Below are 26477 nucleotides of genomic sequence, written 5' to 3'. Positions count from 1 at the left end.
ATAGCGAGCTTTTTGTTTTGATTAGTTTTAGAATCTTTGCTGTTCTTCTTCTTTTTCTTCGTGTTCAATGCTTTTTTCAATATTTTCTAGTTGACGTGCAGCAAAATCCTTACCACCTATTCCAACTGCAAGAGCGAAAGCAACAGCTACCGCACTAAGAATAATAATAAAGGCCGCGTTAACAATTGTTGGAGCAAACTTTAATTGGTTCAATGTCATGAAAATCGCCAATACAATAATAGCATAACGAACAAATTCCCCAAATACTTTACTACCAGAAACTTCTTTCAAAAAGCTTGCAAGAATATTACCACCAATTACTCCTACCGCTAAGATTAACGCTGCAGCTATTACATCAGGGATGTAGGCAATAATAGAAGTGCCTATCGCATTTAATACTTCTAAGTTAAGAACTGAAATAGCTTCGACAATAAAGAAAATAAGTAATAGTGATTTAGCCACTTGAGCAATCACGCTTGAAATTTGGATATGGCTTTCACCTTTAAAATTTAAATATTTTGAATATTGGTCGATACCAGATGTCTTTAATAGACTTTCTAATAAATCACCTAACAATTTTGCAATGAAGCCACCGACAAAAACAAGAATAACTGCCACAATTATATTAGGAATTGCTGACATTACAGAGTTTAATACACCGACAATCGGTGCTGAAATAGTCTGAATACCTAGTGTTTCAAGGGCCACTGTTAAAATCGGAATAAATATTAAGACATAAACAACGGTCGAAAACACTTCAGCTAGATGTGTATCATTGACTCTTTCTTTTTCTTCCTGCCCCGTCATCTTACTATACCACTTATCTAAATTGAAACCTTCTAGTAAGTTTTGCGTTAATTGTTTAACAAACTTACAGAATAAGTTGCCAATGAATATAATTAAAACGGCTGCAATAATGTTTGGAATGTAAGCAAAAAACTTCGCAAACATATTAGATATTGGATCAACAACCCCTGCCAATCCTAATCCATTTAAAATGAAAGGTACAAAGAAAAGTACAATAATAAAATATAATAAAGTGCCTATTGTTTCTAAGAAGGCATTAGATTCCTCATCGGTTCTAGCTAACCCCCATTTTTGTAATTTCAAGTCAAAGTCGATACTCTCCATAGCCTTAATCGCATATTTTCTCGCAAAATGCGCCAAAATCAATGCTGCTATTAATAAAAGTAATGAGCCTATTATTCCAGGAATAGAGCTAACAACACTGTTAAAATCCATCGTCATTCCCCTTTCTAAATTTTATTTACTTTTAGTATAGCATGATTAAGCTTGATACAACAAACATTAATCTAAAATAAAAAAGCCAAGTATTTTGCTTGGCTTTTGTTCTTAATATTTAATTAAGCATTAATTTTAGTAACAGTACCTGCACCTACAGTACGTCCACCTTCACGAATTGAGAAACGAGTTCCGTCTTCGATAGCGATTGGGTGAATTAATTCTACTGTCATAGATACGTTGTCACCAGGCATAACCATTTCAGTTCCTTCTGGTAATTCTACAACACCTGTTACGTCAGTTGTACGGAAGTAGAATTGAGGACGATAGTTAGTAAAGAATGGTGTATGACGTCCACCCTCTTCTTTAGAAAGTACATATACTTCCGCTTCGAACTTAGTATGTGGAGTAATAGTTCCTGGAGCTGCTAATACCTGTCCACGCTCAATATCATCACGTGTAACTCCACGTAATAATGCACCAATGTTGTCCCCTGCTTCAGCATAGTCTAACATCTTACGGAACATTTCTACACCAGTTACTGTAGACTTCATAGTATCTTCAGCGATACCTACAATTTCAACTTCGTCACCTACACGAACTTGTCCACGTTCAACACGTCCTGTAGCAACTGTACCACGACCAGTAATAGAGAATACGTCTTCGACTGGCATCATGAATGGCTTGTCAGTGTCACGCTCTGGTTCTGGAATATATGCATCTACTTCTTCCATTAGCTCTAATACTTTAGCTTCATAAGCTTCGTCGCCTTCTAAAGCTTTAAGAGCAGAACCTGCGATTACTGGAATGTCATCTCCTGGATAGTCGTATTCTGATAACATGTCACGAACTTCCATTTCAACTAATTCTAATAATTCTTCATCGTCAACCATGTCTACTTTGTTTAAGAAGACTACGAAGTAAGGAACTCCTACTTGACGCGATAATAAGATGTGCTCACGAGTTTGTGGCATTGGGCCATCAGCTGCAGATACAACCAATATCGCACCGTCCATTTGAGCAGCACCAGTGATCATGTTCTTAACGTAGTCCGCGTGTCCTGGAGCGTCAATATGTGCATAGTGACGGTTAGCAGTTTCATACTCGATATGAGAAGTGTTGATTGTGATTCCACGTTCTTTTTCTTCTGGAGCGTTATCGATTGAAGCATAGTCCTTAGCTTCACCGAATCCGTTTTTAGCTAATACAGTCGCGATTGCAGCTGATAAAGTTGTTTTTCCGTGGTCAACGTGTCCTAAAGTACCAATGTTAACATGCGGTTTCGTACGTTCGTATTTTTCTTTTGCCATTTGAGTAAATCCCCCTAATTTTAAAGTGTTTATAGATTATGTAATCTATCAAAATTATTATACCAAAGATATTGAAGTGAATTCAACGGATACTTTCCTTAACCTTGGTCTTTCTTCTTAATAAGCCTTTATTGCTTATGATTAATTTTCTGAAGACCCACCGTATTTTTTGATGATTTCTTCAGCGATTGATTTTGGAACATCTTCGTAGTGGTCGAATTGCATTGTAAATGTACCACGTCCTTGAGTTGAAGAACGTAAAGTCGTTGCATAGCCAAACATTTCTGATAAAGGAATGAATGATTTAACAATTTGTGCGTTTCCACGTGTTGAAGTACCTTCAATACGTCCACGGCGAGAGTTCACGTGTCCCATAACATCTCCTAAATATTCTTCAGGAACTGTTACTTCAACAGCCATCATTGGTTCAAGGATTGAAGGTTGTGCTTTCTTAGCAGCAGCCTTAAGTGCCATTGAAGCCGCAACCTTATAAGCTGTTTCAGAAGAGTCAACATCGTGATAAGATCCATCGTAAAGCTTAGCTTTGATATCTACTAATGGGAATCCTGCTAGGACACCATTTTCCATCGCATCTTTCAATCCTGCTTCTACTGCTGGAATGTATTCACGAGGAACAACCCCACCAACAATCGCATTCTCAAACTCAAAGCCAGCGCCTTCTTCATTTGGTTCAAATTCGATCCAAACGTGACCATACTGACCTTTACCACCTGATTGACGAACGAATTTACCTTCAGCTTGTGTCGCGGCACGGAAGGTCTCACGGTAAGAAACTTGTGGTGCACCAACCGTAGCTGAAACTTTAAATTCACGTTTTAAGCGGTCAACGATGATATCTAAGTGTAATTCTCCCATTCCGGCAATAATTGTCTGACCAGTCTCATGGTCAGTTGAAGCACGGAAGGTTGGATCTTCTTCAGCTAACTTAGCTAAGGCTAAGCCCATCTTATCTTGGTCAGCTTTTGAATCAGGTTCAATCGCTACCTCAATAACTGGATCAGGGAATTCCATTGATTCAAGAATAACTAAGTTATCTGGGTCACATAAAGTATCTCCAGTTCCTGTATTCTTAAGACCAACAGCTGCAGCAATATCTCCCGAGAATACTTCAGCAATTTCCTCACGAGAGTTAGCGTGCATTTGTAAGATACGACCTACACGCTCACGCGAATCTTTAGTTGCGTTTTGAACATATGAACCAGATGCCAATGTTCCTGAGTAAACGCGGAAGAAAGTTAAACGACCAACAAATGGGTCTGTCATAACTTTGAAGGCTAAAGCTGCAAATGACTCACTGTCATCCGCATGGTGTTCAATTTCCTTTTCACTTCCTGGTTCGAAACCAATAATTGGTGGAACATCTAGTGGACTTGGTAAGTAATCAATAACACCATCTAGTAATAATTGAACCCCTTTGTTTTTGAAGGCTGTACCACAGAAGACTGGGTATAAGTCAACATTAACTGTTGCTTTACGGATAGCTTTTTTCAAAACATCTTCAGGAATTTCTTCCCCTTCAAGATAAGCCATCATAATTTCTTCATCAGTATCAGCTACTGCTTCAACTAAAGTTGTATAATATTCAGCAGCTTTTTCTTGATATTCTTCTGGGATATCTGTTTCTTCTATTTCTGTCCCCAAATCGTTATTATAAATATATGCTTTTTTATGAACAATATCGACGATTCCTTTGAATTCATCTTCAGATCCGATTGGAACTTGCATAGCTACTGCATTTGCGTCTAAGCGCTCATGAAGGGTTCTTAGTGAATATTCAAAGTCAGCTCCCATTTTGTCCATTTTATTAACAAATACAATACGAGGTACTCCATAGGTAGTAGCTTGACGCCAAACTGTTTCAGTTTGAGGTTCTACACCTGATTGAGCATCTAATAAGGCAACCGCTCCATCCAATACACGTAATGAACGTTCAACCTCAACCGTAAAATCCACGTGTCCTGGTGTATCGATGATATTTACACGGTGTTCTTTCCATTGAGCTGTTGTTGCAGCAGAAGTAATGGTAATACCACGTTCTTGCTCTTGCTCCATCCAGTCCATTTGAGCTCCACCATCGTGGGTCTCACCGATCTTATGGATCTTACCGGTATAATACAAGATACGTTCAGTAGTCGTTGTCTTACCAGCATCTATATGGGCCATAATTCCAATGTTACGAGTTTTCTCAAGAGAAAATGCTCTTTTTCCCATGTATATTTACCCCTCTTTCCTTTTTTGAATCATTATCTGTTAACAAAGAATCACTAAGTTAACAATACCATTATAAATCTTACCAGCGATAATGCGCAAAGGCTTTGTTAGCTTCTGCCATTTTATGCATATCTTCACGCTTACGTACAGAAGCACCTGTATTGTTTGCTGCATCCATAATTTCACGTGCTAGACGTTGTTCCATGGTTTTTTCACCACGTAAACGAGAATATGTCACTAACCAACGAATCGCTAAAGTATAACGGCGCTCAGGTCTTACTTCAACTGGTACTTGATAGTTAGAACCCCCAACACGACGAGCTTTAACTTCTAATAATGGCATGATGTTTTCAATGGCTTGTTCGAAAACCTCCATTGGATCTTGGCCTGTTTGTTCACGGATTACATCAAATGCACTATATAAAATAGATGATGCTTTACCTCGCTTACCGTCAACCATTAAACGGTTGATTGTGCGAGTTACTACTTTAGAATTATAAATTGGATCTGGTAACACTTCACGTTTAGGAATATTCCCTTTACGAGTCATTTAAACTCCTCCTTTCGAAAAATCGGTGATTGTTATAATTATGATTTAGGTTTCTTAGTACCGTATTTAGAACGGCTTTGCTTACGGTCATTAACACCGGCAGTATCCAGCGCTCCACGAACGATATGGTAACGTACCCCTGGTAAGTCTTTCACACGTCCGCCACGGATTAGTACCACACTGTGCTCTTGCAAGTTATGGCCTTCACCTGGAATATAAGCTGTTACTTCCATAAGGTTAGATAAACGAACACGGGCATACTTACGTAAAGCAGAGTTCGGTTTCTTAGGAGTCATAGTCCCTACACGTGTACATACCCCACGTTTTTGCGGAGACATTGTTTTTGTGTTAGAACGTTTGAAGCTGTTGTAACCTACGTTTAATGCGGGTGAATTTGATTTACTTACTTTTGATTTACGAGGTTTATTAACCAATTGATTAATTGTTGGCATCAAAAGTCCTCCTTCCATTATTTTCTTAGTCCACACATCCAAGTGTGTCATTTATAAATATAAATTTTCCGCAGGCTTGAAATTTTCAAAACTGCGCTTCAGGGTGAATCTATAGCAGTCAGCACGACTGAGTTTCAGGTATCTGTCAATAAAAACACCTTTATTATCTTACCATGTAGTTTTTTCCTCGTCAATTAAATTTCGCATATATTTTAAAAACTTTTCTAGAGTTGTCAAACATATGTTACACAAGGTGCTTCTAAAATGGCATGCTTATGTCTTAGCGTCTCGTCCTCAAATTCTTTGTTTCTGTCAAAGAGGAAAGCGGAGCGATCCTTGACAGAAATAAAGCCTAAAATAGGATACATGCTAGCAACTAATTCTTTAAATCCTAAAAACTTAGAGCAAACCCCGCTAAAGTAACTGCTACATAGTAGGTATAAAACTTGTCGGGTTGCTTACTAGATAGGCGACGCGCACAAGCGAAAGTAAACTGAGGGCGCAGGGCATCACCACTGATAACAACTGCTATGGAAAAACCCGTTATAAAACACATTGAAAAATAGTTTAAGCTAGACAAAATTATCGAAGGGAAAAGCTGATTGAGTTCTTGACTCATCACTTCAATCTTTTCAAAATCAAACCGATAGTTAAATAAAGTATCGATAAAAACTAGGATAATAAAATAATTAAGACCGGCGTAAAAAACCAATAATTTGTTGGATTTTTCAAACTCAAAGGATGCAATAATCAAAACTAATAGAACATACAAGGCGCTACCCCAAATGCTATTTAAATTAAATTGCTGCTGCAAACTAGCTCCGGACAATAGCACCCATTAAGGCATGCATGAGCCCTACCAAGAATAGACCGAATAGGCCAACAGAACCAAAACTAATAAAACATTGCAGTAGCTCTTGGCCTGAAGTCAGTCTCGTCCCTGTTACTACTCCCACATAGGCAAAAGCTATCGTCAATGTCTTTCGATTCAAATAGAAACACTCCTCTATCTATTTAAACAATTAAAAAGCGATGCATAACTATGGAATCATGCATCGCTTTCATTCTATTACATGGCCCAAAATGTTTGGTAATCTTTTGCTATAAAGGGATAAATTCATCTCTTTTTTAGTACCTTAAAAGAGCAGAAAACTGTTGTTTAATCCCTTCAACTTTTTCCAAAACGAGAGAAATTTTAACCCCTTGATCCATGGCTTTGATCACCCAATGATTTAAAGCCTCTCCATCTAATAAGTTGTCTGTAAAGTATTGAATCACCCATTCTTCGATACGCCCTTCATGGATCAGCCCTTTAATCTCTTCAAAATCATGAATGACTTTCCCTTGATTACGAGCTTTTTCAATTTGATCAATCTTTTCTTTTGCGAATTCTTGCTGATTTTGACTAAGGGTCTCTTTTAAAAGTTTGGTTTTCGCTTTAGCATCCATGGATTGGAAGGGTTTGTCGATTGTTGAATCATAATAAATAGCGGTGTTTTCATTGACTTTTTTGTAATGGCCTATGTTCTCAACTGTTCCTGCTAATAAAATTGGCCGGTGATAATGTTTAGCTACTTCTTGCATTTTTTTATGCAAGTAATTGAAATATTTGGCGCGATCTAGATCTTTTTCTTCTGGAGTAGCTCGGTGTCCATGATGCATACCAGGCTCTTGACGTCCGCCATAAGAGTGTACATTGACTTGAGAGTCAGCGTCTAAATCATCATAAATCTCTGAAAAGTCTTTCACTTCAATCGCAGGGTCTAGAGTAAGGGCTTCGGCATTAAACTGGTTGGCATCAAAAAAGTCCACCGAATCTTTAGATATATCTGCAATGATTACTTCATGAAGTTCCTCATAATAAGCCAATAAAGGTAAAAGATAAAATTCATTTCCTAGATGAATCGAAGGTTTAAATTCATTACGTAAATAGGCAACTTCAACATCTTTAGGACTGATAAAAAGGGCTAGACCTTCTTTAGTTTGATCCCAAAAATTTTTATCGTTTCGAATTCTTTCAATTTCTTTTAAAATCTTATTTGCTTCATCTTTATCAACTTCTTCCAGCTTAGATTTAACTTGCTGAATTAGATTTTTAAATTGAATCAGGTCTTCTTGCCTATTTAAACCTCCACGATTAGTAGGCATATAAAGGGAAAGGCGCATCAAATCTTTTTGACTTTGTAACTCTCTTAAATTTGCAATAAAACTGTAACTCATCTTGATCCTTCCTTTCTATATTTTGTAAATAAAATCAATACTTAGGTCGTAAGCACTGTGTTTTCCAACTTACTATTAAAATATTTGAAATAGACCTACTAATTAAAAGGTTATCACGGAAGCGCTTTATTGTCTAATTAAAGACCTTAAAAAAACCAAAAGTAGATGAAACTACTTTTGGTTATATGATTAGCAACTGTTAAGCTGGGTGTTTACGAGCATCTATATGCCTATATTTTTCTGCTTCCTCATCAAATTTTCTAATGACATATGGACAACTGGGATATATTTTTTTACCTTGCTGTTGCATATCTGCTACTAACTCATCTAAAAGCTTACCAGCAATTCCTTGACCTCTAAGACTATCTGAAGTAAAGGTATGGTTAGCCACCACTAACTTTTCATCATCAGTATCTCGATAAGTTATCTCGGCAATCATCTCGTTTTCTTCATTACGTAAAACAATGGCATGGTCTTCTCTTAAAAATTCCATTACTAGCCCTCCTTAATTGTGTTAATTCTATAATAACCTATTAATCGCAAAAATTAAAAAAATATGATTTGCCATATCAATATTTAAAAATTCGTAGAAATAAATGAAAGACTATTTATAAAAGGTGCTTTCTAGTCGCTTATCTGGAATAATCCATAATAAAGCTATCGCCACATATATTAGATAAGAAATTAGAGGCTGATAAAAAGCGAAAATCAAAGCAAGAATATAAAAAACAATCGAACCTTTCCCTTTGAAATCCTTACCAATCTTTTTAGCTAAATCTGAATCCTTGCCATTCACCCGAATAATTTCTGTTTGTAAAATATTATAAGAAACAGCACACATTAGTAAGATGAATCCATAAAAAAAGGCTGGTAGTTTAACAGAAGGGTTTAAGCCCATCCATTCCGTGAAAGTTGGTATCAAAGACATAAAAAAGAGCCAAAATAAGTTACGCCATAAAATTTTACCATTGACTGTTTTTAAAACGGCTAATAAATGATGATGATTGGCCCAGTATATCCCCACATATGCATAACTTAGTATATAGGCTAATAGAGTCGGATATATTTCTTTCAATCCAGCTAGGTCTAAACTAGCTGGGGGTTGTAATTTTAAAACCATGATAGTAATAACAATTGCTAAAACTCCATCGCTAAACGCTTCTGCTCTACTTGTATTCATAGTATTCTCCTTTATTTAATGTTGAGAGGTTTAGATTTTTAACTATTTCAAAAGAAACACCACAAACAAATCTCTATCCAGTTTGTGGTAATTTCTTAATCAATTCAATTCTTAATTATTTCTTAATGTTGGGAATAAGAGGACATCACGAATGGATTGTGAATCCGTTAATAACATTACTAAACGGTCAATACCAATTCCTAAGCCACCAGTTGGAGGCATTCCGTGCTCTAATGCTTCTAAGAAATCTTCGTCAACTGGATGCGCTTCGTCATTTCCAGCATCTTTTTCTGCCATTTGAGCTTCAAAACGTTCTCTTTGATCAATTGGATCCGTTAACTCTGTAAAGGCATTCGCATATTCTTTACCAACAATAAACAATTCAAAGCGGTCGGTAAAACGTGGATCCTCTTCGTTTTTTCGAGCCAATGGTGAAATTTCAACCGGATGTCCATAAACAAAAGTAGGCTGAACTAATGTATCTTCTACCTTTTCTTCAAAGAAGTTATTAATAATATGTCCTACTGACAAATCGTGGTCTTCAACTGGGACTTGATGTTCTTTAGCTAAAGCTTTAGCTTCTTCTAGAGTCATCTCTTGCCAGAAATCGACACCGGTTTCTTCTTTAATTAAATCAACCATATGGCGACGTGCCCAAGGCGTTTCCAAATCTACCTTTTTACCATCATAATCAATCATAGCAGTCCCTAAGACTTTCTTGGCAACATGGCGAATCAACCCTTCTGTTAAGTCCATAATATCCGTATAAACTGTATAAGCTGTATACACTTCAATCATAGTGAATTCAGGGTTATGGGTAGTATCAATTCCTTCATTACGGAAGACACGACTGATTTCGTATACTTTTTCCATACCGCCTATTACTAAACGCTTCAAATGTAATTCTAAAGCAATCCGTAAGTATAGTTCCATGTCTAATGCATTATGATGTGTAATGAAAGGTCTAGCTGACGCTCCACCTGCTAGATTATGTAAGACAGGAGTTTCAACCTCTAGATAATCTAAATCGTCTAAATAATGTCTCACTTCGCGAATAATCTTTGAACGGTTGACAAAGCGATCAAAACTTTCTTCGTTGGCAATTAGGTCTAAATAACGTTGGCGATATTTCTGTTCAACGTTTGTCAAACCATGGAATTTATCAGGTAGTGGTCTTAAAGCTTTTGTTAAAGGAATAAATTCCTTTGCTTTAACTGAAAGTTCCCCTGTTTTTGTCTTAAACAAGTTGCCGCGAACCCCCACAATATCTCCTAAATCGGCAGCGTTCCACCAAGTAAAGGCAGCTTCACCCACTTGATCCTGGCGAACATAAATCTGCAGCTTGCCTTTCATGTCTAACAGGTGAGCAAAACCTGCTTTTCCTTTTCCGCGCTTAGAAACGATACGGCCAGCAATAGAAACTTCAATCGCTTCTTTTTCTTGCAAGTCTTCTTTGGATAAGTGATCATACTTTTCAATTAAAGCCTTTGAATAGTCACTGCGTTCAAATCCTGCAGCAAAAGGATTGACTCCTGCTTCAGACATTTCTTGCATCTTTTGTCTTCTGACTACTAACTGGTCATTTAATTCTTCAAATTCTGGATTATCTTTTACATCAGACATTGGCTTTCCTCCCACTATTTCTTTATACTGTCCCTTTCATTTTACATGAAGTCGTTCAGTTTGTCATGGTGATAATAGAGCGATCTTATTGATTAGCTAAGATCGCTTTTAATTCTTCTTCACTAAATTGATAAGTCGCACTACAATATTGGCAAATAACCTCTGCTCCCTTATCCTCGTCAATCATTTGCTGTAACATATTAGAATCCAAAACTGCAAGTGACTTACGAAAGCGCTCTTTACTACATGGACAATAAAATTCAACTGGTTGCTGCGAAATAACTCGGCTATTATTCAATCCAACTAATGAATCCAAAAGATCTGTAATCACTTCTGATCCGTCGATTAACTCTGACAGCGAACCAAGCGACTTAATCCTTGTTTCCAGTTGATCAATCACTTCGTCAGATGTCCCAGGTAAAACTTGAATCATAAAGCCCCCAGCTGATTGAACTGATTCATCTGGATTGACAAGCACACTCAAGCCAATAGAAGAGGGAGTTTGTTCCGATACTGCCATATAGTAAGTAAAATCTTCGCCCAGTTCACCTGAAATAAGCTCAACTTGGCCAGTAAAAGCTTCTGAATCCGCAAGGTATTTACTGACCTTCAAACTACCAGGAAGCCCAACCGCTCTCGCTACATCCAACTTGCCTTTACTATTTAACTCTAAAGCCACGTTCGGATTTGATACATACCCTCTAATTCGACCTTGGGTATCGCCATCACAAGAGATTAATCCTAAAGGACCATTACCTTTAATCTGAACAAGCAGGTGGTCATCCCCTTTTAGATTGGCTGACAAGAGAGCTGTAGCAACCAAGCTTCGCCCCAATGCAGCTGTAGCCGTATGCCACGTTTGATGTTTTTCTTGTGCTCGCTTAACTAAGTCCGTCGCATCTACTACAAATACGCGTATTTGATCATCAAAAGCTAATGCTTTGATTAACTGCCCTTTCATTTTTTCCCTTCTTTCTATTTCATTCGATGATAAAAGACAGGCGAGGGCCTGTCTTTTAACTTAACTATTTGACTTCGTCCTTTGAATCCAAATCTTCGTTAGAATTTTCTTTAGGGTCATCTTCCAAAGATTTTTGTTTAGACTCTTCAAAGTCAGACGGATCTTCCACAACTTCTGCTGCTTCCGTTTCATCTAATTTAGGCATTTCTCCTGTTTCAAAAAGAGCTTTAATTTGGCGAGCATCTAAGGTTTCAACTTCTAAGAGCTTTTCTGCGATCAGATTTAACTGTTCTCGGTGCTCATTAATAATACGATAAGCTTCCATTAAAGCTTCCTTCATAATACGGTGAATTTCCTTATCGATTTCATAAGCCACTTGCTCAGAATAAGAGGTATGGTCTTCTGTACCATAGCGACGTCCTGCAAATGGTTGGCTATCACTCTCATATTGAACGGTTCCAATTGTTTCAGACATCCCGTAACGAGTCACCATACTACGTACTATAGCTGTCGCTTGACGGAAGTCATCACTGGCTCCTGTTGACTGATGGTTAAAGACAATTTCTTCCGCCGCACGACCTCCTAAAAGACCTACAACTTGCTCAAATAATTCTTTATAGGTAACAATGTATTGATCTTCTTTAGGAAGCATAATAGCATAGCCACCTGCACGACCACGTGGAACGATAGTCACCTTATGGACTGTACGGGCTTCACTTAAAACCATACCAATTACAGTATGTCCTGCTTCGTGGTAAGCAACCGTTTTTCTTTGACGCTCCGAAACGACAGCATCTTTTTTAGCAGGTCCTGCAATCACACGATCATGTGCTTCGTCTAAATCAGGCGCTGTAATTTCTTTACGGTCAAAGCGGGCTGCAATTAAAGCTGCTTCGTTTAAAAGATTTTCTAAATCGGCTCCTGAAAAACCGGGTGTTTGTTGAGCAATCACTTTCAAGTCAATATCAGAAGCTAACTTTTTATTACGAGAGTGAACTTTCAACACGGCTTCTCTGCCTTTAACATCTGGATTACCTACTAGTATTTGACGGTCAAAGCGCCCAGGACGTAAAAGAGCCGGGTCCAAGACATCTGAACGGTTAGTCGCAGCCATAACAATGACACCTTCATTTCCTTCAAAGCCGTCCATTTCAACAAGCAGTTGGTTAAGTGTTTGCTCACGTTCATCGTGGCCCCCACCCATACCTGCTCCTCTTTGTCGGCCTACAGCATCGATCTCGTCAATAAAAATAATAGCTGGTGCTTCTTTTTTTGCATTTTCAAATAAATCACGGACACGTGAAGCTCCCACCCCAACAAACATTTCGACGAACTCAGAACCTGAGATTGAGAAGAAAGGCACACCTGCTTCACCAGCAACGGCTTTTGCAAGTAAGGTTTTACCTGTACCTGGAGGTCCTTCTAAAAGCACTCCAGCTGGTATTCTTGCACCTAGAGCTGTAAACTTCTTAGGCTCTTTTAAAAACTCAACAATTTCAACTAGCTCTTGTTTTTCTTCATCGGCACCGGCAACGTCAGAGAATCTAACTTTGACTTTTTGTTTTGAGACATCTTTAGACTTAGACTTACCAAAGTTCATGACACCCTTTCCGCCACCACCACTAGCTTGCATCATGGTATACATCAAGAAAAAGCTAGGAATCAGTAATAGTAGGATAGGTAAAAAATTTAACCAAATACCTGCTGAAGACTCCGGCATTGATTTAAATTTTACATTTTTCTCTTTGGCTAATTCAGTCACTTGGCTAATGGTCGAATCATTTGGTAAGATATCTGTCTCAAACAATTGAGTTTTACTATCACCTTTGATGACTTCAACCGCTTTATCACTCGTTTTGTTTTCAGCTTCTATCGGTTGATACTTACCTTTCACATGATAAACTCCTGCTCCCGGTTGCATCTCAAATTCAGCAATTTTATCGGCTTCAAGTTGTTGAACAAATTCAGATATCGTGATCTTTTTAGTAGAATTTAAAAACGATCCACCATCTGTCATTAAACTAAAGCCGCCTAAAATAGCCAAACCGATTAAAATATAAACGAGGGGGTTTCGAAAGGGATTTCGAAAGGGATTTCGATTTGGATTAGGTTTTTGCATTCGTTTCTTTCTCCTTAACTTCGATTATTGATTAAAAATATACTTAATCTTTTGATAAAAATAATTAGTCTCACTGACTATTTTAAGAATAGATTTCAGCTTTTAAGACCCCAATATAAGGTAGATTACGATATTTTTGATCATAATCTAGTCCATATCCTACTACAAACTCATTAGGAACTTCAACTCCGACATAGTCTACTTTGACATCTGCTTCTATACGACGCTCTGCCTTATCTAGTAGACTGCATATTTTGATAGAATTGGCTTTACGAAAGTTTAGTAGATCCATGATATACTTTAAAGTTCTTCCAGTATCAATAATATCTTCGACTATTAAGATGTCCTTGCCTTCTACACTGCTATTCAAGTCTTTTATTATTTTGACTTCACCAGAAGACTCTGTAGCTGATCCATAACTTGAAACATCCATAAAGTCAATTTCTACATAGCAATCCATCTGACGGATTAAATCTGCCATAAAAAGAGCGGCTCCACGTAAGATACCTACTACCAGCACTTCTTTCCCTTGGTAATTCGCTGTAATTTCTTTACCTAGTCGTTGGACAGTAGCTCGTAATTCTTCTTCTGTTACAAGTACTTTTAAAACATCTTGTTCTAACATATTGACTCCTTTTCTTTCTCAAAGTGTATTAATGTATTTTAACATAACTCTTTATTTTCTTGCACCTTTTTAGTACATCTTTTGAATCAAAAGGTAATGTGTAATATTTTCTGGTTTTTGTGGTTGGTACTTAGAGGAACTCTGATGACCAATCATCCAAATCACTTCGTTAGTGTCATTAACAATTAACCAAATTTTATCTCTTACGGATGAAGGGATTTTTTCATCAATTAAGATTCTAGAAATTTTCTTGTGATAAGCTCCTTTGCTTGACTTCAACTCAATCAAATCCCCGTCTTGACGATGACGAATATGAAAGGCGGGGGGATTCTCTTCTTCTGATAGGTCAAGTGCCAAGAAATCATCTACTGCCTTACGCATTTGATTATTAACAAAAGAGCGGTTGAAAAGACCAATCCATAACCCATTCCCTAGGCTAAACCACTTATTATTGGTAGATAAGTCCACTCGATAATCAGAAAGAGCTGGTGCTTTTCTTTCTTCCGGCTCGATAAAGATGTAATCATATTCTCGACGCGACACCCATCCTGGAGCTAAATTAAAGCGGTAATTTGGTGTTTCAGTATTTAAAATTTGATCCAGCAAGTGACTGATAGCCTCTTTATCATATTGACCAGCCACTTCTATAAAGCGCTCTTCGAAAAAAATGGTCAAAAAGACTTCTCTAAAATCATCAGACAATTCACGCCATTTTTTAACATCAAAGGCCCAACGCTTGTCTTCAAGTTTAGCTAATAATAATGGTTCTTGACACATATAAGTCTCATAATGTGCTTGGTAGGAAGAGGTCAGCTGTTGTTGCATCGCAAATAAATTATGATAAAATTGCGGATTTTCAAGTTCAATTTTAGGTAAGTACTGCTTGCGAATACGATTTCTTAAATATTCTGTTTCATGATTGCTTTCATCTTCATAGTAAACAATCTGGTGGTTCTCAGCGTATTGATAGAGCTCTGCTTTTCTAAAATTAATTAAAGGACGCATCAAGGCTGTCACAGTAATTTCATTATTACTAGCTTTCATGACTCTTTGATAATTATCACGTATTCCCGTCAATCCTTTTAACGAAGTCCCTCGAATCATTCGCATAAACATAGTTTCAACAGCATCGTCTAGATGATGGGCGGTCATTAAACAGTCCCCTTTACTAGCATCTAAAACATCAGCTAGAAATTGATAACGTGCTTGTCTAGCATTTGCTTCAATATTTGACTTGCTTGGACTCTCCCACTTAGATACAAAGTAAACCAATTGATGACTCTTAGCCGTGTTTACAACTAGGGTCTGTTCTTTATCATGAGTTTCGGGGGATCTTAGTCGATGGTTAAAATGAGCCACTACTAATTGCCGATCCCTATATTCATTTAATTGAACCAACTCTATCATTAAATGGAGGAGAACCATCGAATCAACACCTCCAGAAATAGCTAAAACAATCGTTTTGCATTCTTGCCAACCGGGCCAAGATTCTACTTTATTCTTAAATTGTCGAAAGGTTGCTTCCATAGCTTACCACCTCTGCCTCGTTCAAAATAAAGACTGCAAATAGACTGGCTAAGGTCTATTGCAGTCGGCAATATTTTATCAATTAACTACGGCGTCCACCACGTCCGCCTCGTTTTCCTTCAGTATTACGTTTCAGTGAAATTAAACGATCTTCACTATCTTTCAAGAAATTACTCATTAATTGATCGAAATCATCATTGTTTTTTTGAGCATATTTACCAGAAACATTTTGGTTAGGATAAGAGTTACCCTTGCCTTGCGGAACTTTTGGATATTCTTGATGGAAATTGCGACGAGCAGCTTCTTTTGGTTTACGATACTTGGCAGTAGACCCATCATTATTCTTTTTATCTTGATAAGAGTTGGCTGGTTTATCAACTGCTTGGCGTATTGATAAGCCGATCTTTCCATCATCAGCTACCGAAACCACCTTCACGGTGACTTCATCTCCCAATGATAATACTTCGTTGATGTCATTAACAAACCCATCTGAGATTTCACTTATATGGACTAATCCTGATTGATTATTATCTAAGGCAACAAAGGCTCCAAAATTTTTGATTCCTGTAACCTTACCTGTAACTTTTTGTCCTACTTCTACCGCCATATAATTCTTTTTCCTCCTATTAATACTTTAATTTTTTTACTGTTCACTTGACTCTTCGTTTAGATCGAAGATTATTTCGTTATCTTTTGAAAAAAAGTAATCTTTGCGGGCCAATTTGGCAATATAATCTTTGTCTTTTGATAAAATATACTCTTTTTCTGCCTGCTTGTTTTCCGCTTTAACCTTATTCAATCTCTCTTCCGCTTGAACCAATTGACTGTTGACTTCACTTTGCTTATGAAGCGCTTGAAGAAGCGAGAAAAGCGATAAACAAGTCAAAAAGACCCCTACTGAAAACGCTATATACTTTAATAAAGACTCCTGTTTGCTTTTTGAAGGGCTTATATGACCTGCGCTTTGATCAAAGGGGATGATTTTACGATTGGCTGACTGATTATTTTTTTCATTCAATTTTTTCACCACTCTCTCATTTTTGAGTATAGCAGTAATTTAATAAGAATGCACCCTATAATATTTGGTTTTTAATTAATTTTAGTGAATTCTTCACTAATTAATTCATACATCTTCGCTGCGTCTTCTTTTTTAGTTGACTCTTGTAATTCTTTTACCTTTATTGTCATTACACGGTTACCAAAAGTAATGGTTATTTCATCATCTACTTTGACAGTCGAACTTGATTTAGCAACTTGACTATTAATCTGAACTCTTCCTTGGTCTGCTACTTCTTTAGCTACGGTTCTTCTCTTAATAATTCGCGATATTTTTAAAAATTTATCTAAACGCATACTTTAATACTCCTTTTTACTTTAGTGCATGATTTAAATCTTTTTGACGCTGTTGATAATTTTGCTTAATTTGATAGGCTTGCTCTAATAATTTCTTTAAGAGACTTAAAATTTCATAACTCTCTTTTCCTTGAATGGTCAATTTAACCAGCATTCGATCTTTAGGTTTAGTGACTGTTTCTCTCGCTTGAACATCCTGCAGGGCTTGATAAATATTAGGGCCATAGAAAAATTGTGTGGCTTCTTCGCTGAAAGTCAAAACGACATATTGGTGCTGCCTTTTAATAGTAAGCATGCCCGTTTGACTAGCTAAATACCGGAGTAAAGCGATATCTAATAAGTCAGCTACTTGGTCAGGGTATTCACCGTAGCGATCAATTAATTGATCTTGAACCTCGCGATAAGAATCAAAGGAATCAATTCGTTGGATAGCTTTATAAGCTGCAATTTTTTGGCGTTCATCTTCAATATAACTAGCAGGTAGATAGGCATCAATGGCTAAGTCAATTTCAGTATCACTTTGATTGAATACTGCCTGCTGGTTTTCTTTACCTTGCTTTTTGTCGACCGCTTCTTTCAATAATTGAGAATATAAATCAAACCCGATGGAATCGATAAAGCCAGATTGTTGTGCCCCTAAAAGATTGCCTGCTCCACGAATTGAAAGGTCGCGCATAGCAATTTTAAAACCAGATCCCAATTCGGTGAATTCACGAATGGCATTCAGTCGTTTTTCACTGACTTCACTTAATTGCTTCATAGGATCATACATTAAATAAGCATAAGCGAGTCGATTGGTTCGCCCCACTCTTCCTCTTAATTGGTAAAGAGTGGATAAGCCCATTTTATCTGCATGGTCAATAAATAAAGTGTTGGCATTAGGAATATCGACTCCCGTTTCAATAATAGTAGTCGTCACTAATAAGTCATAGTCTCCTTGAACAAAGTCATATAGAACATTTTCTAATTCAATTTCACTCATTTGACCGTGAGCAACCGCAACACGTGCCTCAGGAACTAATTGAGCGAGTTCTTCTGCACGATGATAGATAGTAGCTACACGATTATAAAGATAAAAGGCCTGTCCTCCGCGAGCAATCTCACGTTCCAAGGCAGATTTAATGGCCCCTTCATTCCGTTCCATTACATAGGTCTGGACAGGATAACGATTACTCGGCGGTGTTTCAATCACAGATAAATCTCTCACTCCAATCATCGACATATGAAGAGTTCGAGGTATTGGAGTAGCTGTTAATGTTAAAACATCCACTTGCGATCTTAATTGCTTCAATCGCTCTTTATGTTTCACACCAAAACGCTGTTCCTCATCGACGACTAATAAGCCTAAATCTAAAAATTCAATATCTTTCGATAAAATCCGGTGAGTTCCCACTACAATTTGACAAGCGCCTACCTTTAAGTCTTTGATTGTCTCTTTTTGATTAGTCTTGGTCACAAAACGACTAAGCATCCTGATATTGAATGGATAATCAGCGAATCGTTCAATCAATGAATTGTAATGTTGTTGAGCCAATATAGTTGTTGGCACCAAGAAGGCTACTTGCTTACCATCCATCACCGCCTTAAAAATGGCTCGCATGGCTACCTCAGTTTTTCCATAACCAACATCCCCAATTAATAAACGATCCATCGGTCTTTCTTTTTCCATATCTTTCTTTATTTCTGAAGCTGATTGTAGCTGGTCAGGCGTTTCTACATAAGGAAAAGCATTTTCGAACTCTTGCTGTTCAGGACTATCTTCACTAAAGGCAAAGCCCTTGTCTTTTTCACGTTTAGCATAGAGTTCAATCAACTCATCCGCAATATCTTCAATTTTACTTGAAACTTTTTGCTTAGTTTTCGTCCATTCTGTACCACCTAAACGATGAATTTTAGGTGTTTTAGCTTCACCAGAGGCAACATATTTTTGAATAAGATGCAATTGGTCAATGGGCACCATCACTTTGGCGTTATTTTGGTATTCAATAACTAGTAAATCACGATGGGAACCAGCAATTTCCATGGTTTCCATTCCAGTATAGCGGCCAATCCCATGATTAATATGGACCACGTAATCGCCAGTTTCCAGTTCATTATAAGATTTTATTCGCTCAGCATTAGAAAGTTTTTGTTGTTTAATCACTTTCTTCTTCATACGATTAAACAATTCTTTTTCTGTCAGTAAAACCCATTTATCATTTGGTAACTCGAAGCCATGGCTTAGGTTTCCAATGAGCAGGTTTACCTGGCCTGGCAGAAAATCATCTTGTTCTTGGATATGTATCGGATCAATTTGATATTCAGCAAATAGTTGCCGCACCTTTTCGGCCCGCTTTTTTGATTCAACAATAATTTGAATATTTTGATTTTGATTCAACCAATGATCTATCTCTGCTTTTATTAATGGCATCTGATGATAAAAGGCATTCATTGTCCGGTAAGAAAAATGATGAATACTAGCTAATGCCTGCTTGCCCATACTCTTTTGAATCAAATCAAAGAAGATGACTGCATGCTTACTTTGATTAATTTGATCGAATGCTGATAACTTTAATGGTTGATTGGGAAATAGATGACCCTTTAAGGTTTCCTGTTCCAACCAAAATTGATCATGCTCAATTAATTGGATTTCTTCTTGATGAATTTTTGAGAACTCATTGACTACTAAACGCCCTGAAACATGCATATAATCCAAAAGGGAATGCCCCTTAGGATCGTAAAAAGATAAAAAAGCTTGGCTCTTATCAAGTGTTTGATTATGGTTTAAACCTTCAAGCTGCTCACCCATAAATTGCTTTAGCTTTTGTTTCATCTCTTCATCTTTGATTTTTTTACTCGCCTTCTTAATTGCTTCATCCAATTGCTCTTTAATACTTTCTTGTTGTTTTTTAGTAAATAGCACATCAGTAGCAGGTTCAATCTTTATCGTTTGAAGGTTTTTCTTTGAAACTTGGCTTTCTGCATCAAAGTAACGGATAGAATCGAGTTCCACATCAAAGAAATCTAAGCGAATAGGAGAGGGAGCGGTTAGAGGATAAAAGTCAATGATACTCCCCCTTACAGAGAACTCCCCGGGGGTCATAACCATTGCTACTTTTTGATAACCTAGTTCAAATAAAATATTTTCTAAGTCTTCTCTTTCAATCTCATAACCAATCGTCAATTCCAATTGGTTGGCTAACCAATCTTCAACTGGCGAAAGTCGCTTACGAATACCAGACACATTGGTTAAAGCAATAACAGGCTCTTTACTCAATAAGGCTTGTAAACATTCTACTCTTTGCGCCCGACCTTCTAGAGAAGCTGTAGAATATTCTAGCGCCAAACTCTCTTCCGCAGGAAAAGAATATATAGCGACATTAGGTAGCAAGCTGGAAAGATCTTCAAACATTTGGATTAAGTGATTCGGATTGCTTTCCAGTATAATCATTTGACTCGGAGCCTCTTGATATAGTTTAGCGATATATATTGCTTTCCCACTACCATCTAGACCCGTCACTAAATGAGGAAGATTAGAATTATTTGCTTTATTTATAGTATTTATACTTTGATCAAAGGCTGCCGTTTGCAACTTATCTAACATCAAATCTCTCCTTATACATCCAACACAAAAACATGAAGCAGGGATATCCTTACTCCATGATTATTTTCTATTATAAAAATTCATTACTTCACTGTAAGGTTTTCCACCAACCCAGTCTGTTAAAGCATTCGCTGCATGATCAATTGCTTGAGTAACAAGTGGTAAGCTGTCCTTATCAAAAGGAGCTAAAACATGATCAATGACCTTCCAACCTGCTTGTGGACGGCCAATCCCAACTCTTATACGCTTAAAGTCATTCGTTCCAAGCATATGAATAATCGATTTCATGCCATTATGCCCACCGGCAGAACCTTTTTCACGAAGGCGAATACGACCTGGTTCGAGATCTAAATCGTCATAGACTACTATTAAATCCTCTACCGCAATACCATAATAAGACATTAAGGGTAAAACAGCTTGTCCCGAATTATTCATATAGGTAAAGGGTTTAACTAATAAAATCTTATCTGATTGATTCCGCCAAATGGTAAAATCTGCATCAAATTTTTGATCAGTAAAGTTTAAGCCTTCTTTATCTACTAAACGATCGATTGCTTCAAAGCCAGCGTTATGTCGCGTATTGGCATAACGTTCACCTGGGTTACCGAGACCAACAATCATTTTCAAGAGCGACACCTCCATAAGATATACAATTAATTATACCATAGCTTGCATCACAAAATAAGAAAGAGCCTTACTCAATAACAAGTAAGCCTCTTTAAAACTTGAAAGTTTAAAATTCGATTTCAACCGCATTAGTTAATATGTCTCGATAAGAAAATGATACACGATCCACATTGTCTTCCTCATCTAAGTCAACAATAAAAATTGACCGATAAGTTTCAGCAAGTGTTCCACGACGCTCTCGTTTCTTCTTACGCCCCATTTGAACAGTTACAACAATCTCTTCTCCAACTCTTCCATCAAGCATTGACTTGATTTCAATCAGGTCTTTTGGCATCTTATCACCTCATACCATATTATATCACAAATTCTTAAATTTTACAATATAACATAAGTAAGAATAACTTGCAATGTATTATCGTCTAACATTATCGTCTAACAATTATTCTATCAATTTCTTTCACTTAAAATGTTAAAAAGCTTAATAAACTCATCCAAATTTAATGTTTCAGCGCGACGGCTAGGTAAAATATCCGCCTTAGCAAAGCAACTTTCTAAGTAAGTTGCTTCTTGATTGGGATAATAAACTTTTAAATTATTCCACAGGGTTTTTCTACGTTGTTTAAAGCAAGCTTGAACAAACTGTTGAAATGACCTACTGTTTTTAAAGTTGTGAGATGGATTTTCTAAGCTCGTTAATTTTAACACAGCAGAATCGACATTGGGTCTGGGCATAAAAACAGTGGGAGGGACAATAAATGCTAATTCCGCTTTCATTTGAAGCTGAATAGCCACTGTTAGTGAATTATAAGCTTTGGTTCCTACTTGCGCAGTCATGCGCTCAGCTACTTCCTTTTGCATCATCATGACTAAAGAATCAAAGGACAACTGGCTAGCTAGTAAATGCATAATGATAGGCGTCGTAATATAATAAGGTAAATTAGCGACCACCACTAAGCGTTTACTTTGGTGTAAGTAAGCATAATCTGATTGACTAAAATCAACTTTTAAAATGTCTCGATGAATAACTTCAACGTTTTCATAGGGAGATAGGGTATCTTGAAGAATATTTACAAAACGTTGATCTATTTCAAATGCCAACACTTTCTTAGCAGATAAGGCCAAAAACTCTGTCAGAGCACCTATTCCTGGACCTATTTCGATAACGGTTGTTTCTGAATCAATCTCTGCTACTTCTACTAACCTTTGTAGAATTTGAGGCTCTACTAAAAAGTTTTGCCCTAAACTTTTCTTCATTTTTATATCATACTGCTTCATAATCGAACTTGTACGACTGGGTGTTGCTATTAGTTTATGATCAATATCTTTATTCACTTTCTTCCCTCCTTTTTAAATAAGCTAGTATCTCTTGACGACTTACTTGGTACTTAGCCAATTGCTTTTGTAACTGCTTAGCGTTAACGTGTCCTAAATTAAAATGATTAGCTACTGTCTGCCTTAAAACATTGGCTTGCTCTGTTCCAGCTAGACCCATAGCCACCAGTTCTGCCATGGGTATCGGTTTTAATTCTTTTTGAGGCGACATCTTTGTTACTTTACTTAAGGCTGCTTGAATATCGGCTGCACTGGCATGTTCAATTCCCAAAGAATCTTTTTTACGATGTGAATTTGCAGCTTCTTGACTTAAAAAAGCTTCTTTAACGCTTGGAATTTGAGTACGAATAATTCTGCGAATGCGCTCGCCAGGATAATCAGGATCAGTAAAGACTATTACGCCAAATTGCTTATTAGCTTCTTCAATTCGGCTGAGGATTTCTTGATCAATGGCCGACCCATTGGTTTCAATCACTTTAATACTTGGGCCAAAAATCTGATTAAGACGTTGGGTATCAGATCGACCTTCTACTACCACCACTTCGGTGGGCACTTCTATTTCTTTCATTAAGCTTCCTCTTCTGGTTGCCAATTAAATAGCTTAAAGGCGTTTTCACTTGTTATCCGGGCAACTTCTTCGACGGAAAGGTTTCTAACTTCAGCCAACTTTTCCGCTACATACTTAACGAAAGCTGGTTCATTTTGCTTTCCTCTCATTGGAACAGGGGCTAAGTAAGGAGCATCTGTTTCGATCAATAGTTTATCTAGTGGTGTAATGGCCGCAGCTTGACGGACATCTTCCGTCTTTTTAAAAGTGACCACCCCACTAAAAGATAAGTGCATACCTAAATCTAAAAAGCGCTTCGCCTCCTCAGGTCCTTCTCCAAAAGAGTGCATAATTCCCCCAGCTGCTGGAAGCCCTTCTTCCTTAAGAATTCGGTAGCAATCTTTGGTTGCTTCGCGATTATGAATAGTAATTGGTAGATTATGTTCCTTGGCAATGGCTATTTGCCTTCTAAAGACTTTAGCTTGAATATCTTTGGGAGAGGTATCCCAATGATAATCCAAACCTATTTCACCTAACATTTTGACACGATCTAATTCTAACCACTTATGTAAATCGTCTTCAAAAGCTTGATCATAATAAATGGTTTCGGTGGGATGACAACCTACCACACTAATCAAATGCTTATGCTCTTGGCTAAGCGTTAGACTGCGCTCGATGGTAGGACGATCAAAACCAACAACTGCTAAAAAACCGACGCCTGCTTCTTTAGCTCTTTGTAAATATTCTTCTTCTTTCCCATGAAATTGGGAGACATTTAGATGAGTGTGTGTATCAAATAATTTCATTTTTTCCTCTCCAATCTTTTGTTATTTTAACATAACTCGTTCTTTTCAAACAGATAGGCTCATTAAACATAAAAAGGACAAGTGCGAATACTTGTCCTTTTTATTCTTTTTACCCAATCAGTGAACCATTTTTGGCTTGATCTGGGGCAAAAACTAAATGTAAATCTTTGCCACTTTCAGCAGATAAAATCATACCTTGACTAATATGACCCATCATCTTTCTCGGTTTAAGATTTGCCACAACCAAGACTTTTCTGCCAATTAACTCTTTGAAATCCGGATAGTATTTTTTAATACCCGATAAGATTTGACGATGACCTTGGTCACCTGCATCCAGTCTAAAGCGTAACAACTTATTGGAGCCTTCTACTTCGTCGACATCAATAACTTCTGCTACTTTAATTTCAGTTTGAATAAAATCATCAAATGCTACTTCTGCCGTTTCAGCATAGCTTAACTGAATTGCTTCCGGGTCCCAGTCAGGATCAGATACTGTTAAATTAGCTGAAGAAATATCCTTTTGACTTTCAAGAGACATGGCTTCTTGTAAATAAGTAATCTCTTCTTCCACTTCCAAACGAGGAAAGATAGGAACACCTTTTTTAATTACCTGCGCATTTTCTGCAAATTGACCAAAAACTAGATCGCTTAAATTAGCGTTTATTTCTTCCTCAACACCCAATTGTTTGAAGATTTCCAATGGAGCCTGTGTCATAAAAGGTCTTAATAAATGACCGATGATGCGTAAGCTTTCTGCCAAATGGAACATTACAATGGCTAAACGATCTGTTAATTGTGAGTCTTTTGCTAAATTCCAAGGTTCAGTTTGATCAATATACTTGTTAGATCTAGAAACAATCGCCATTAAGGCGTCAATCGCTTTATCAAAAGCCATTAATTCCATTTTTTCATGGTATGCTTCTAAATGATCTGTTAAATAATTAGTGAACTCTTTATCCAAATCATTTTGTGACTGCAAAACTTGCTTGTTAGGTACGGCACCTTGGAAGTATTTATTAATCATCGCAACAGTACGGTTGAGCAAGTTTCCTAAGTCATTGGCTAATTCAGTATTGATGCTTTTAACGAAGTCTTCTGGTGTAAATACAGAATCACTCCCCAAACTCATCCCTCTTAAAAGATAGTAACGAGTCGCATCAAGACCATATCGTTCAATCAAAATCTCTGGGTAAATCACATTCCCTTTGGATTTAGACATCTTGCCATCTTTCATGACAATCCAACCATGGGCATAAATACGTTTCGGTAAAGGAAGATCTAAAGCCATTAATAAGGCGGGCCAATAAATCATATGGAAGCGCGAAATATCTTTGCCTAAGACGTGAATATCCGCAGGCCAAAACTTTTTAAAAGCTTCATCATTATCGCTACCATAACCTAAAGAGGTGATATAATTAGATAGTGCATCAATCCATACATAAACAACATGTTTAGGATTTGTCTTCACTGGGATTCCCCAACTGAAGGAGGTCCTTGATACTGCTAAGTCTTCTAAACCAGGTTTGATAAAGTTATTAATCATTTCATTTTTTCGAAATTCAGGTAAAATCACTTGATCATCGGATTCGTAATATTCAATTAACCGATCCGTATATTTGGCTAATTTAAAGAAATAAGATTCTTCTTTTACTAGCTCTACTTCATGGCCGGAAGGAGCAATTCCTCCCACGACATTACCCTTTTCATCTTTAAAGACTTCCGCTAGCTGCGTTTCGGTAAAATACTCCTCATCACTGACTGAATACCAACCTGAATATTCACCCAAATAAATATCGCCTTGTTCTAATAATTGGTCAAAAATCTTTTGAACCGCTTGAACATGATAGTCGTCAGTAGTACGAATAAAATGATCATTGGTTATTTCTAGTTTTTGCCAAAGCTTTTGAATTTCTTCAGCCATTTCATCAACATATGCTTTGGGCTCTAAATTTAATTCCTCAGCTTTTTGTTCAATCTTTTGACCATGTTCATCAGTTCCAGTTACAAAGAAAACATCGTAACCCATTAAACGCTTATAGCGTGACATGGTATCAGCAGCAAGAGTGGAATAAGCATTTCCTATATGCAATTTACCACTGGGATAATAAATCGGTGTTGAAATATAAAAAGTTTTTTGTTCGGTCACGGATGAGTGCCCCTTTCAAATAAATTATCTCTCATATTATAT

At 37.2% G+C, this 26477-nt stretch carries 25 protein-coding genes; all 25 read right to left on the bottom strand.

Annotation, left to right across the window (positions count from 1 at the left end):
* Nucleotides 1-27 precede the first annotated feature (27 nt).
* Nucleotides 28-1242, bottom strand: coding sequence for a mechanosensitive ion channel (locus tag ACQV18_RS04080; protein WP_428875349.1), 1215 nt, complete (start codon nt 1240-1242; stop codon nt 28-30).
* Nucleotides 1243-1364: 122 nt separating this feature from the next.
* Entirely contained in the window at nt 1365-2552 is a 1188-nt protein-coding gene (gene tuf / locus ACQV18_RS04075; protein ID WP_428873231.1) for an elongation factor Tu, read from the bottom strand.
* Nucleotides 2553-2693: 141 nt separating this feature from the next.
* On the bottom strand, nt 2694-4784 hold the full coding sequence (gene fusA, locus ACQV18_RS04070) for an elongation factor G (protein WP_428873229.1): 2091 nt from the start codon (nt 4782-4784) through the stop codon (nt 2694-2696).
* A gap of 79 nt (nt 4785-4863) precedes the next feature.
* A complete protein-coding gene (rpsG, locus tag ACQV18_RS04065; RefSeq protein WP_090289529.1) occupies nt 4864-5334 on the bottom strand; it encodes a 30S ribosomal protein S7 in 471 nt (156 codons plus the stop codon).
* Between the two features lie 38 nt (nt 5335-5372).
* Complete coding sequence (gene rpsL, locus ACQV18_RS04060) at nt 5373-5786, bottom strand: 30S ribosomal protein S12 (protein ID WP_258436774.1); 414 nt, start codon at nt 5784-5786, stop codon at nt 5373-5375.
* A gap of 391 nt (nt 5787-6177) precedes the next feature.
* The gene (locus tag ACQV18_RS04055; protein ID WP_428876128.1) at nt 6178-6558 is read right to left on the bottom strand and encodes a hypothetical protein; all 381 of its coding nucleotides are present in this window, start codon (nt 6556-6558) and stop codon (nt 6178-6180) included.
* A 43-nt stretch (nt 6559-6601) separates the two neighbouring features.
* Nucleotides 6602-6778, bottom strand: a complete 177-nt coding sequence (locus ACQV18_RS04050) for a hypothetical protein (RefSeq protein ID WP_428875351.1) — start codon at nt 6776-6778, stop codon at nt 6602-6604.
* Between the two features lie 136 nt (nt 6779-6914).
* Nucleotides 6915-8006: a hypothetical protein gene (locus tag ACQV18_RS04045; RefSeq protein WP_428875352.1), complete on the bottom strand. Its 1092-nt coding sequence runs from the start codon at nt 8004-8006 to the stop codon at nt 6915-6917.
* 199 nt (nt 8007-8205) lie between these two features.
* Nucleotides 8206-8499: a GNAT family N-acetyltransferase gene (locus ACQV18_RS04040; protein WP_428873224.1), complete on the bottom strand. Its 294-nt coding sequence runs from the start codon at nt 8497-8499 to the stop codon at nt 8206-8208.
* A gap of 111 nt (nt 8500-8610) precedes the next feature.
* Complete coding sequence (locus ACQV18_RS04035; RefSeq protein ID WP_428873222.1) at nt 8611-9186, bottom strand: TMEM175 family protein; 576 nt, start codon at nt 9184-9186, stop codon at nt 8611-8613.
* Between the two features lie 111 nt (nt 9187-9297).
* Nucleotides 9298-10809, bottom strand: coding sequence for a lysine--tRNA ligase (gene lysS / locus ACQV18_RS04030; RefSeq protein ID WP_428873220.1), 1512 nt, complete (start codon nt 10807-10809; stop codon nt 9298-9300).
* 85 nt (nt 10810-10894) lie between these two features.
* Nucleotides 10895-11770: an Hsp33 family molecular chaperone HslO gene (gene hslO, locus ACQV18_RS04025; RefSeq protein WP_428876126.1), complete on the bottom strand. Its 876-nt coding sequence runs from the start codon at nt 11768-11770 to the stop codon at nt 10895-10897.
* A 64-nt stretch (nt 11771-11834) separates the two neighbouring features.
* Nucleotides 11835-13889, bottom strand: a complete 2055-nt coding sequence (ftsH, locus tag ACQV18_RS04020; protein ID WP_428892615.1) for an ATP-dependent zinc metalloprotease FtsH — start codon at nt 13887-13889, stop codon at nt 11835-11837.
* 82 nt (nt 13890-13971) lie between these two features.
* On the bottom strand, nt 13972-14514 hold the full coding sequence (gene hpt / locus ACQV18_RS04015) for a hypoxanthine phosphoribosyltransferase (RefSeq protein WP_428873216.1): 543 nt from the start codon (nt 14512-14514) through the stop codon (nt 13972-13974).
* 69 nt (nt 14515-14583) lie between these two features.
* Entirely contained in the window at nt 14584-16041 is a 1458-nt protein-coding gene (gene tilS, locus ACQV18_RS04010; protein WP_428875353.1) for a tRNA lysidine(34) synthetase TilS, read from the bottom strand.
* A gap of 82 nt (nt 16042-16123) precedes the next feature.
* A complete protein-coding gene (locus ACQV18_RS04005; RefSeq protein ID WP_428873213.1) occupies nt 16124-16648 on the bottom strand; it encodes a S1 domain-containing RNA-binding protein in 525 nt (174 codons plus the stop codon).
* Nucleotides 16649-16684: 36 nt separating this feature from the next.
* Nucleotides 16685-17068, bottom strand: a complete 384-nt coding sequence (locus tag ACQV18_RS04000; RefSeq protein WP_428873212.1) for an FtsB family cell division protein — start codon at nt 17066-17068, stop codon at nt 16685-16687.
* Nucleotides 17069-17130: 62 nt separating this feature from the next.
* The gene (locus tag ACQV18_RS03995; RefSeq protein WP_428873211.1) at nt 17131-17394 is read right to left on the bottom strand and encodes an RNA-binding S4 domain-containing protein; all 264 of its coding nucleotides are present in this window, start codon (nt 17392-17394) and stop codon (nt 17131-17133) included.
* Nucleotides 17395-17410: 16 nt separating this feature from the next.
* Nucleotides 17411-20977: a transcription-repair coupling factor gene (mfd, locus tag ACQV18_RS03990; RefSeq protein ID WP_428875355.1), complete on the bottom strand. Its 3567-nt coding sequence runs from the start codon at nt 20975-20977 to the stop codon at nt 17411-17413.
* 60 nt (nt 20978-21037) lie between these two features.
* The gene (pth, locus tag ACQV18_RS03985; protein WP_428873208.1) at nt 21038-21604 is read right to left on the bottom strand and encodes an aminoacyl-tRNA hydrolase; all 567 of its coding nucleotides are present in this window, start codon (nt 21602-21604) and stop codon (nt 21038-21040) included.
* A gap of 106 nt (nt 21605-21710) precedes the next feature.
* On the bottom strand, nt 21711-21938 hold the full coding sequence (locus ACQV18_RS03980; RefSeq protein ID WP_428873206.1) for a Veg family protein: 228 nt from the start codon (nt 21936-21938) through the stop codon (nt 21711-21713).
* Between the two features lie 113 nt (nt 21939-22051).
* Nucleotides 22052-22879 (bottom strand): 16S rRNA (adenine(1518)-N(6)/adenine(1519)-N(6))-dimethyltransferase RsmA, encoded by an 828-nt coding sequence (gene rsmA, locus ACQV18_RS03975; protein ID WP_428873343.1) that lies wholly within the window; start codon nt 22877-22879, stop codon nt 22052-22054.
* 49 nt (nt 22880-22928) lie between these two features.
* Nucleotides 22929-23504 carry a ribonuclease M5 gene (gene rnmV, locus ACQV18_RS03970; protein WP_428873205.1) on the bottom strand — a complete coding sequence of 192 codons (576 nt, stop codon included), beginning with the start codon at nt 23502-23504 and terminating at the stop codon, nt 22929-22931.
* Nucleotides 23504-24289 (bottom strand): TatD family hydrolase, encoded by a 786-nt coding sequence (locus tag ACQV18_RS03965; RefSeq protein ID WP_428873203.1) that lies wholly within the window; start codon nt 24287-24289, stop codon nt 23504-23506. The genes rnmV and ACQV18_RS03965 overlap by 1 nt, the downstream gene beginning before the upstream one ends.
* A 109-nt stretch (nt 24290-24398) precedes the next feature.
* Nucleotides 24399-26435, bottom strand: coding sequence for a methionine--tRNA ligase (metG, locus tag ACQV18_RS03960; RefSeq protein WP_428875184.1), 2037 nt, complete (start codon nt 26433-26435; stop codon nt 24399-24401).
* Nucleotides 26436-26477 lie beyond the last annotated feature (42 nt).

Source organism: Facklamia sp. P9177, assembly GCF_050409585.1.
Lineage (GTDB): Bacteria > Bacillota > Bacilli > Lactobacillales > Aerococcaceae > Facklamia.
This window is presented reverse-complemented; position numbering and strand designations above follow the sequence as displayed.

Coding starts and splice junctions, on each gene's coding strand:
- ACQV18_RS04005 (WP_428873213.1), bottom strand. CDS start 16,648: ATGGCGGTAGAAGTAGGACAAAAAGTTACAGGTAAGGTTACAGGAATC.
- tuf (WP_428873231.1), bottom strand. CDS start 2,552: ATGGCAAAAGAAAAATACGAACGTACGAAACCGCATGTTAACATTGGT.
- ACQV18_RS04045 (WP_428875352.1), bottom strand. CDS start 8,006: ATGAGTTACAGTTTTATTGCAAATTTAAGAGAGTTACAAAGTCAAAAA.
- lysS (WP_428873220.1), bottom strand. CDS start 10,809: ATGTCTGATGTAAAAGATAATCCAGAATTTGAAGAATTAAATGACCAG.
- ACQV18_RS04080 (WP_428875349.1), bottom strand. CDS start 1,242: ATGGATTTTAACAGTGTTGTTAGCTCTATTCCTGGAATAATAGGCTCA.
- rsmA (WP_428873343.1), bottom strand. CDS start 22,879: ATGAAGCAGTATGATATAAAAATGAAGAAAAGTTTAGGGCAAAACTTT.
- hpt (WP_428873216.1), bottom strand. CDS start 14,514: ATGTTAGAACAAGATGTTTTAAAAGTACTTGTAACAGAAGAAGAATTA.
- ACQV18_RS03965 (WP_428873203.1), bottom strand. CDS start 24,289: ATGAAATTATTTGATACACACACTCATCTAAATGTCTCCCAATTTCAT.
- hslO (WP_428876126.1), bottom strand. CDS start 11,770: ATGAAAGGGCAGTTAATCAAAGCATTAGCTTTTGATGATCAAATACGC.
- ACQV18_RS04035 (WP_428873222.1), bottom strand. CDS start 9,186: ATGAATACAAGTAGAGCAGAAGCGTTTAGCGATGGAGTTTTAGCAATT.
- ACQV18_RS03980 (WP_428873206.1), bottom strand. CDS start 21,938: ATGCCAAAAGACCTGATTGAAATCAAGTCAATGCTTGATGGAAGAGTT.
- mfd (WP_428875355.1), bottom strand. CDS start 20,977: ATGTTAGATAAGTTGCAAACGGCAGCCTTTGATCAAAGTATAAATACT.
- ftsH (WP_428892615.1), bottom strand. CDS start 13,889: ATGCAAAAACCTAATCCAAATCGAAATCCCTTTCGAAATCCCTTTCGA.
- tilS (WP_428875353.1), bottom strand. CDS start 16,041: ATGGAAGCAACCTTTCGACAATTTAAGAATAAAGTAGAATCTTGGCCC.
- rnmV (WP_428873205.1), bottom strand. CDS start 23,504: ATGAAAGAAATAGAAGTGCCCACCGAAGTGGTGGTAGTAGAAGGTCGA.
- rpsL (WP_258436774.1), bottom strand. CDS start 5,786: ATGCCAACAATTAATCAATTGGTTAATAAACCTCGTAAATCAAAAGTA.
- fusA (WP_428873229.1), bottom strand. CDS start 4,784: ATGGGAAAAAGAGCATTTTCTCTTGAGAAAACTCGTAACATTGGAATT.
- ACQV18_RS03995 (WP_428873211.1), bottom strand. CDS start 17,394: ATGCGTTTAGATAAATTTTTAAAAATATCGCGAATTATTAAGAGAAGA.
- rpsG (WP_090289529.1), bottom strand. CDS start 5,334: ATGACTCGTAAAGGGAATATTCCTAAACGTGAAGTGTTACCAGATCCA.
- ACQV18_RS04040 (WP_428873224.1), bottom strand. CDS start 8,499: ATGGAATTTTTAAGAGAAGACCATGCCATTGTTTTACGTAATGAAGAA.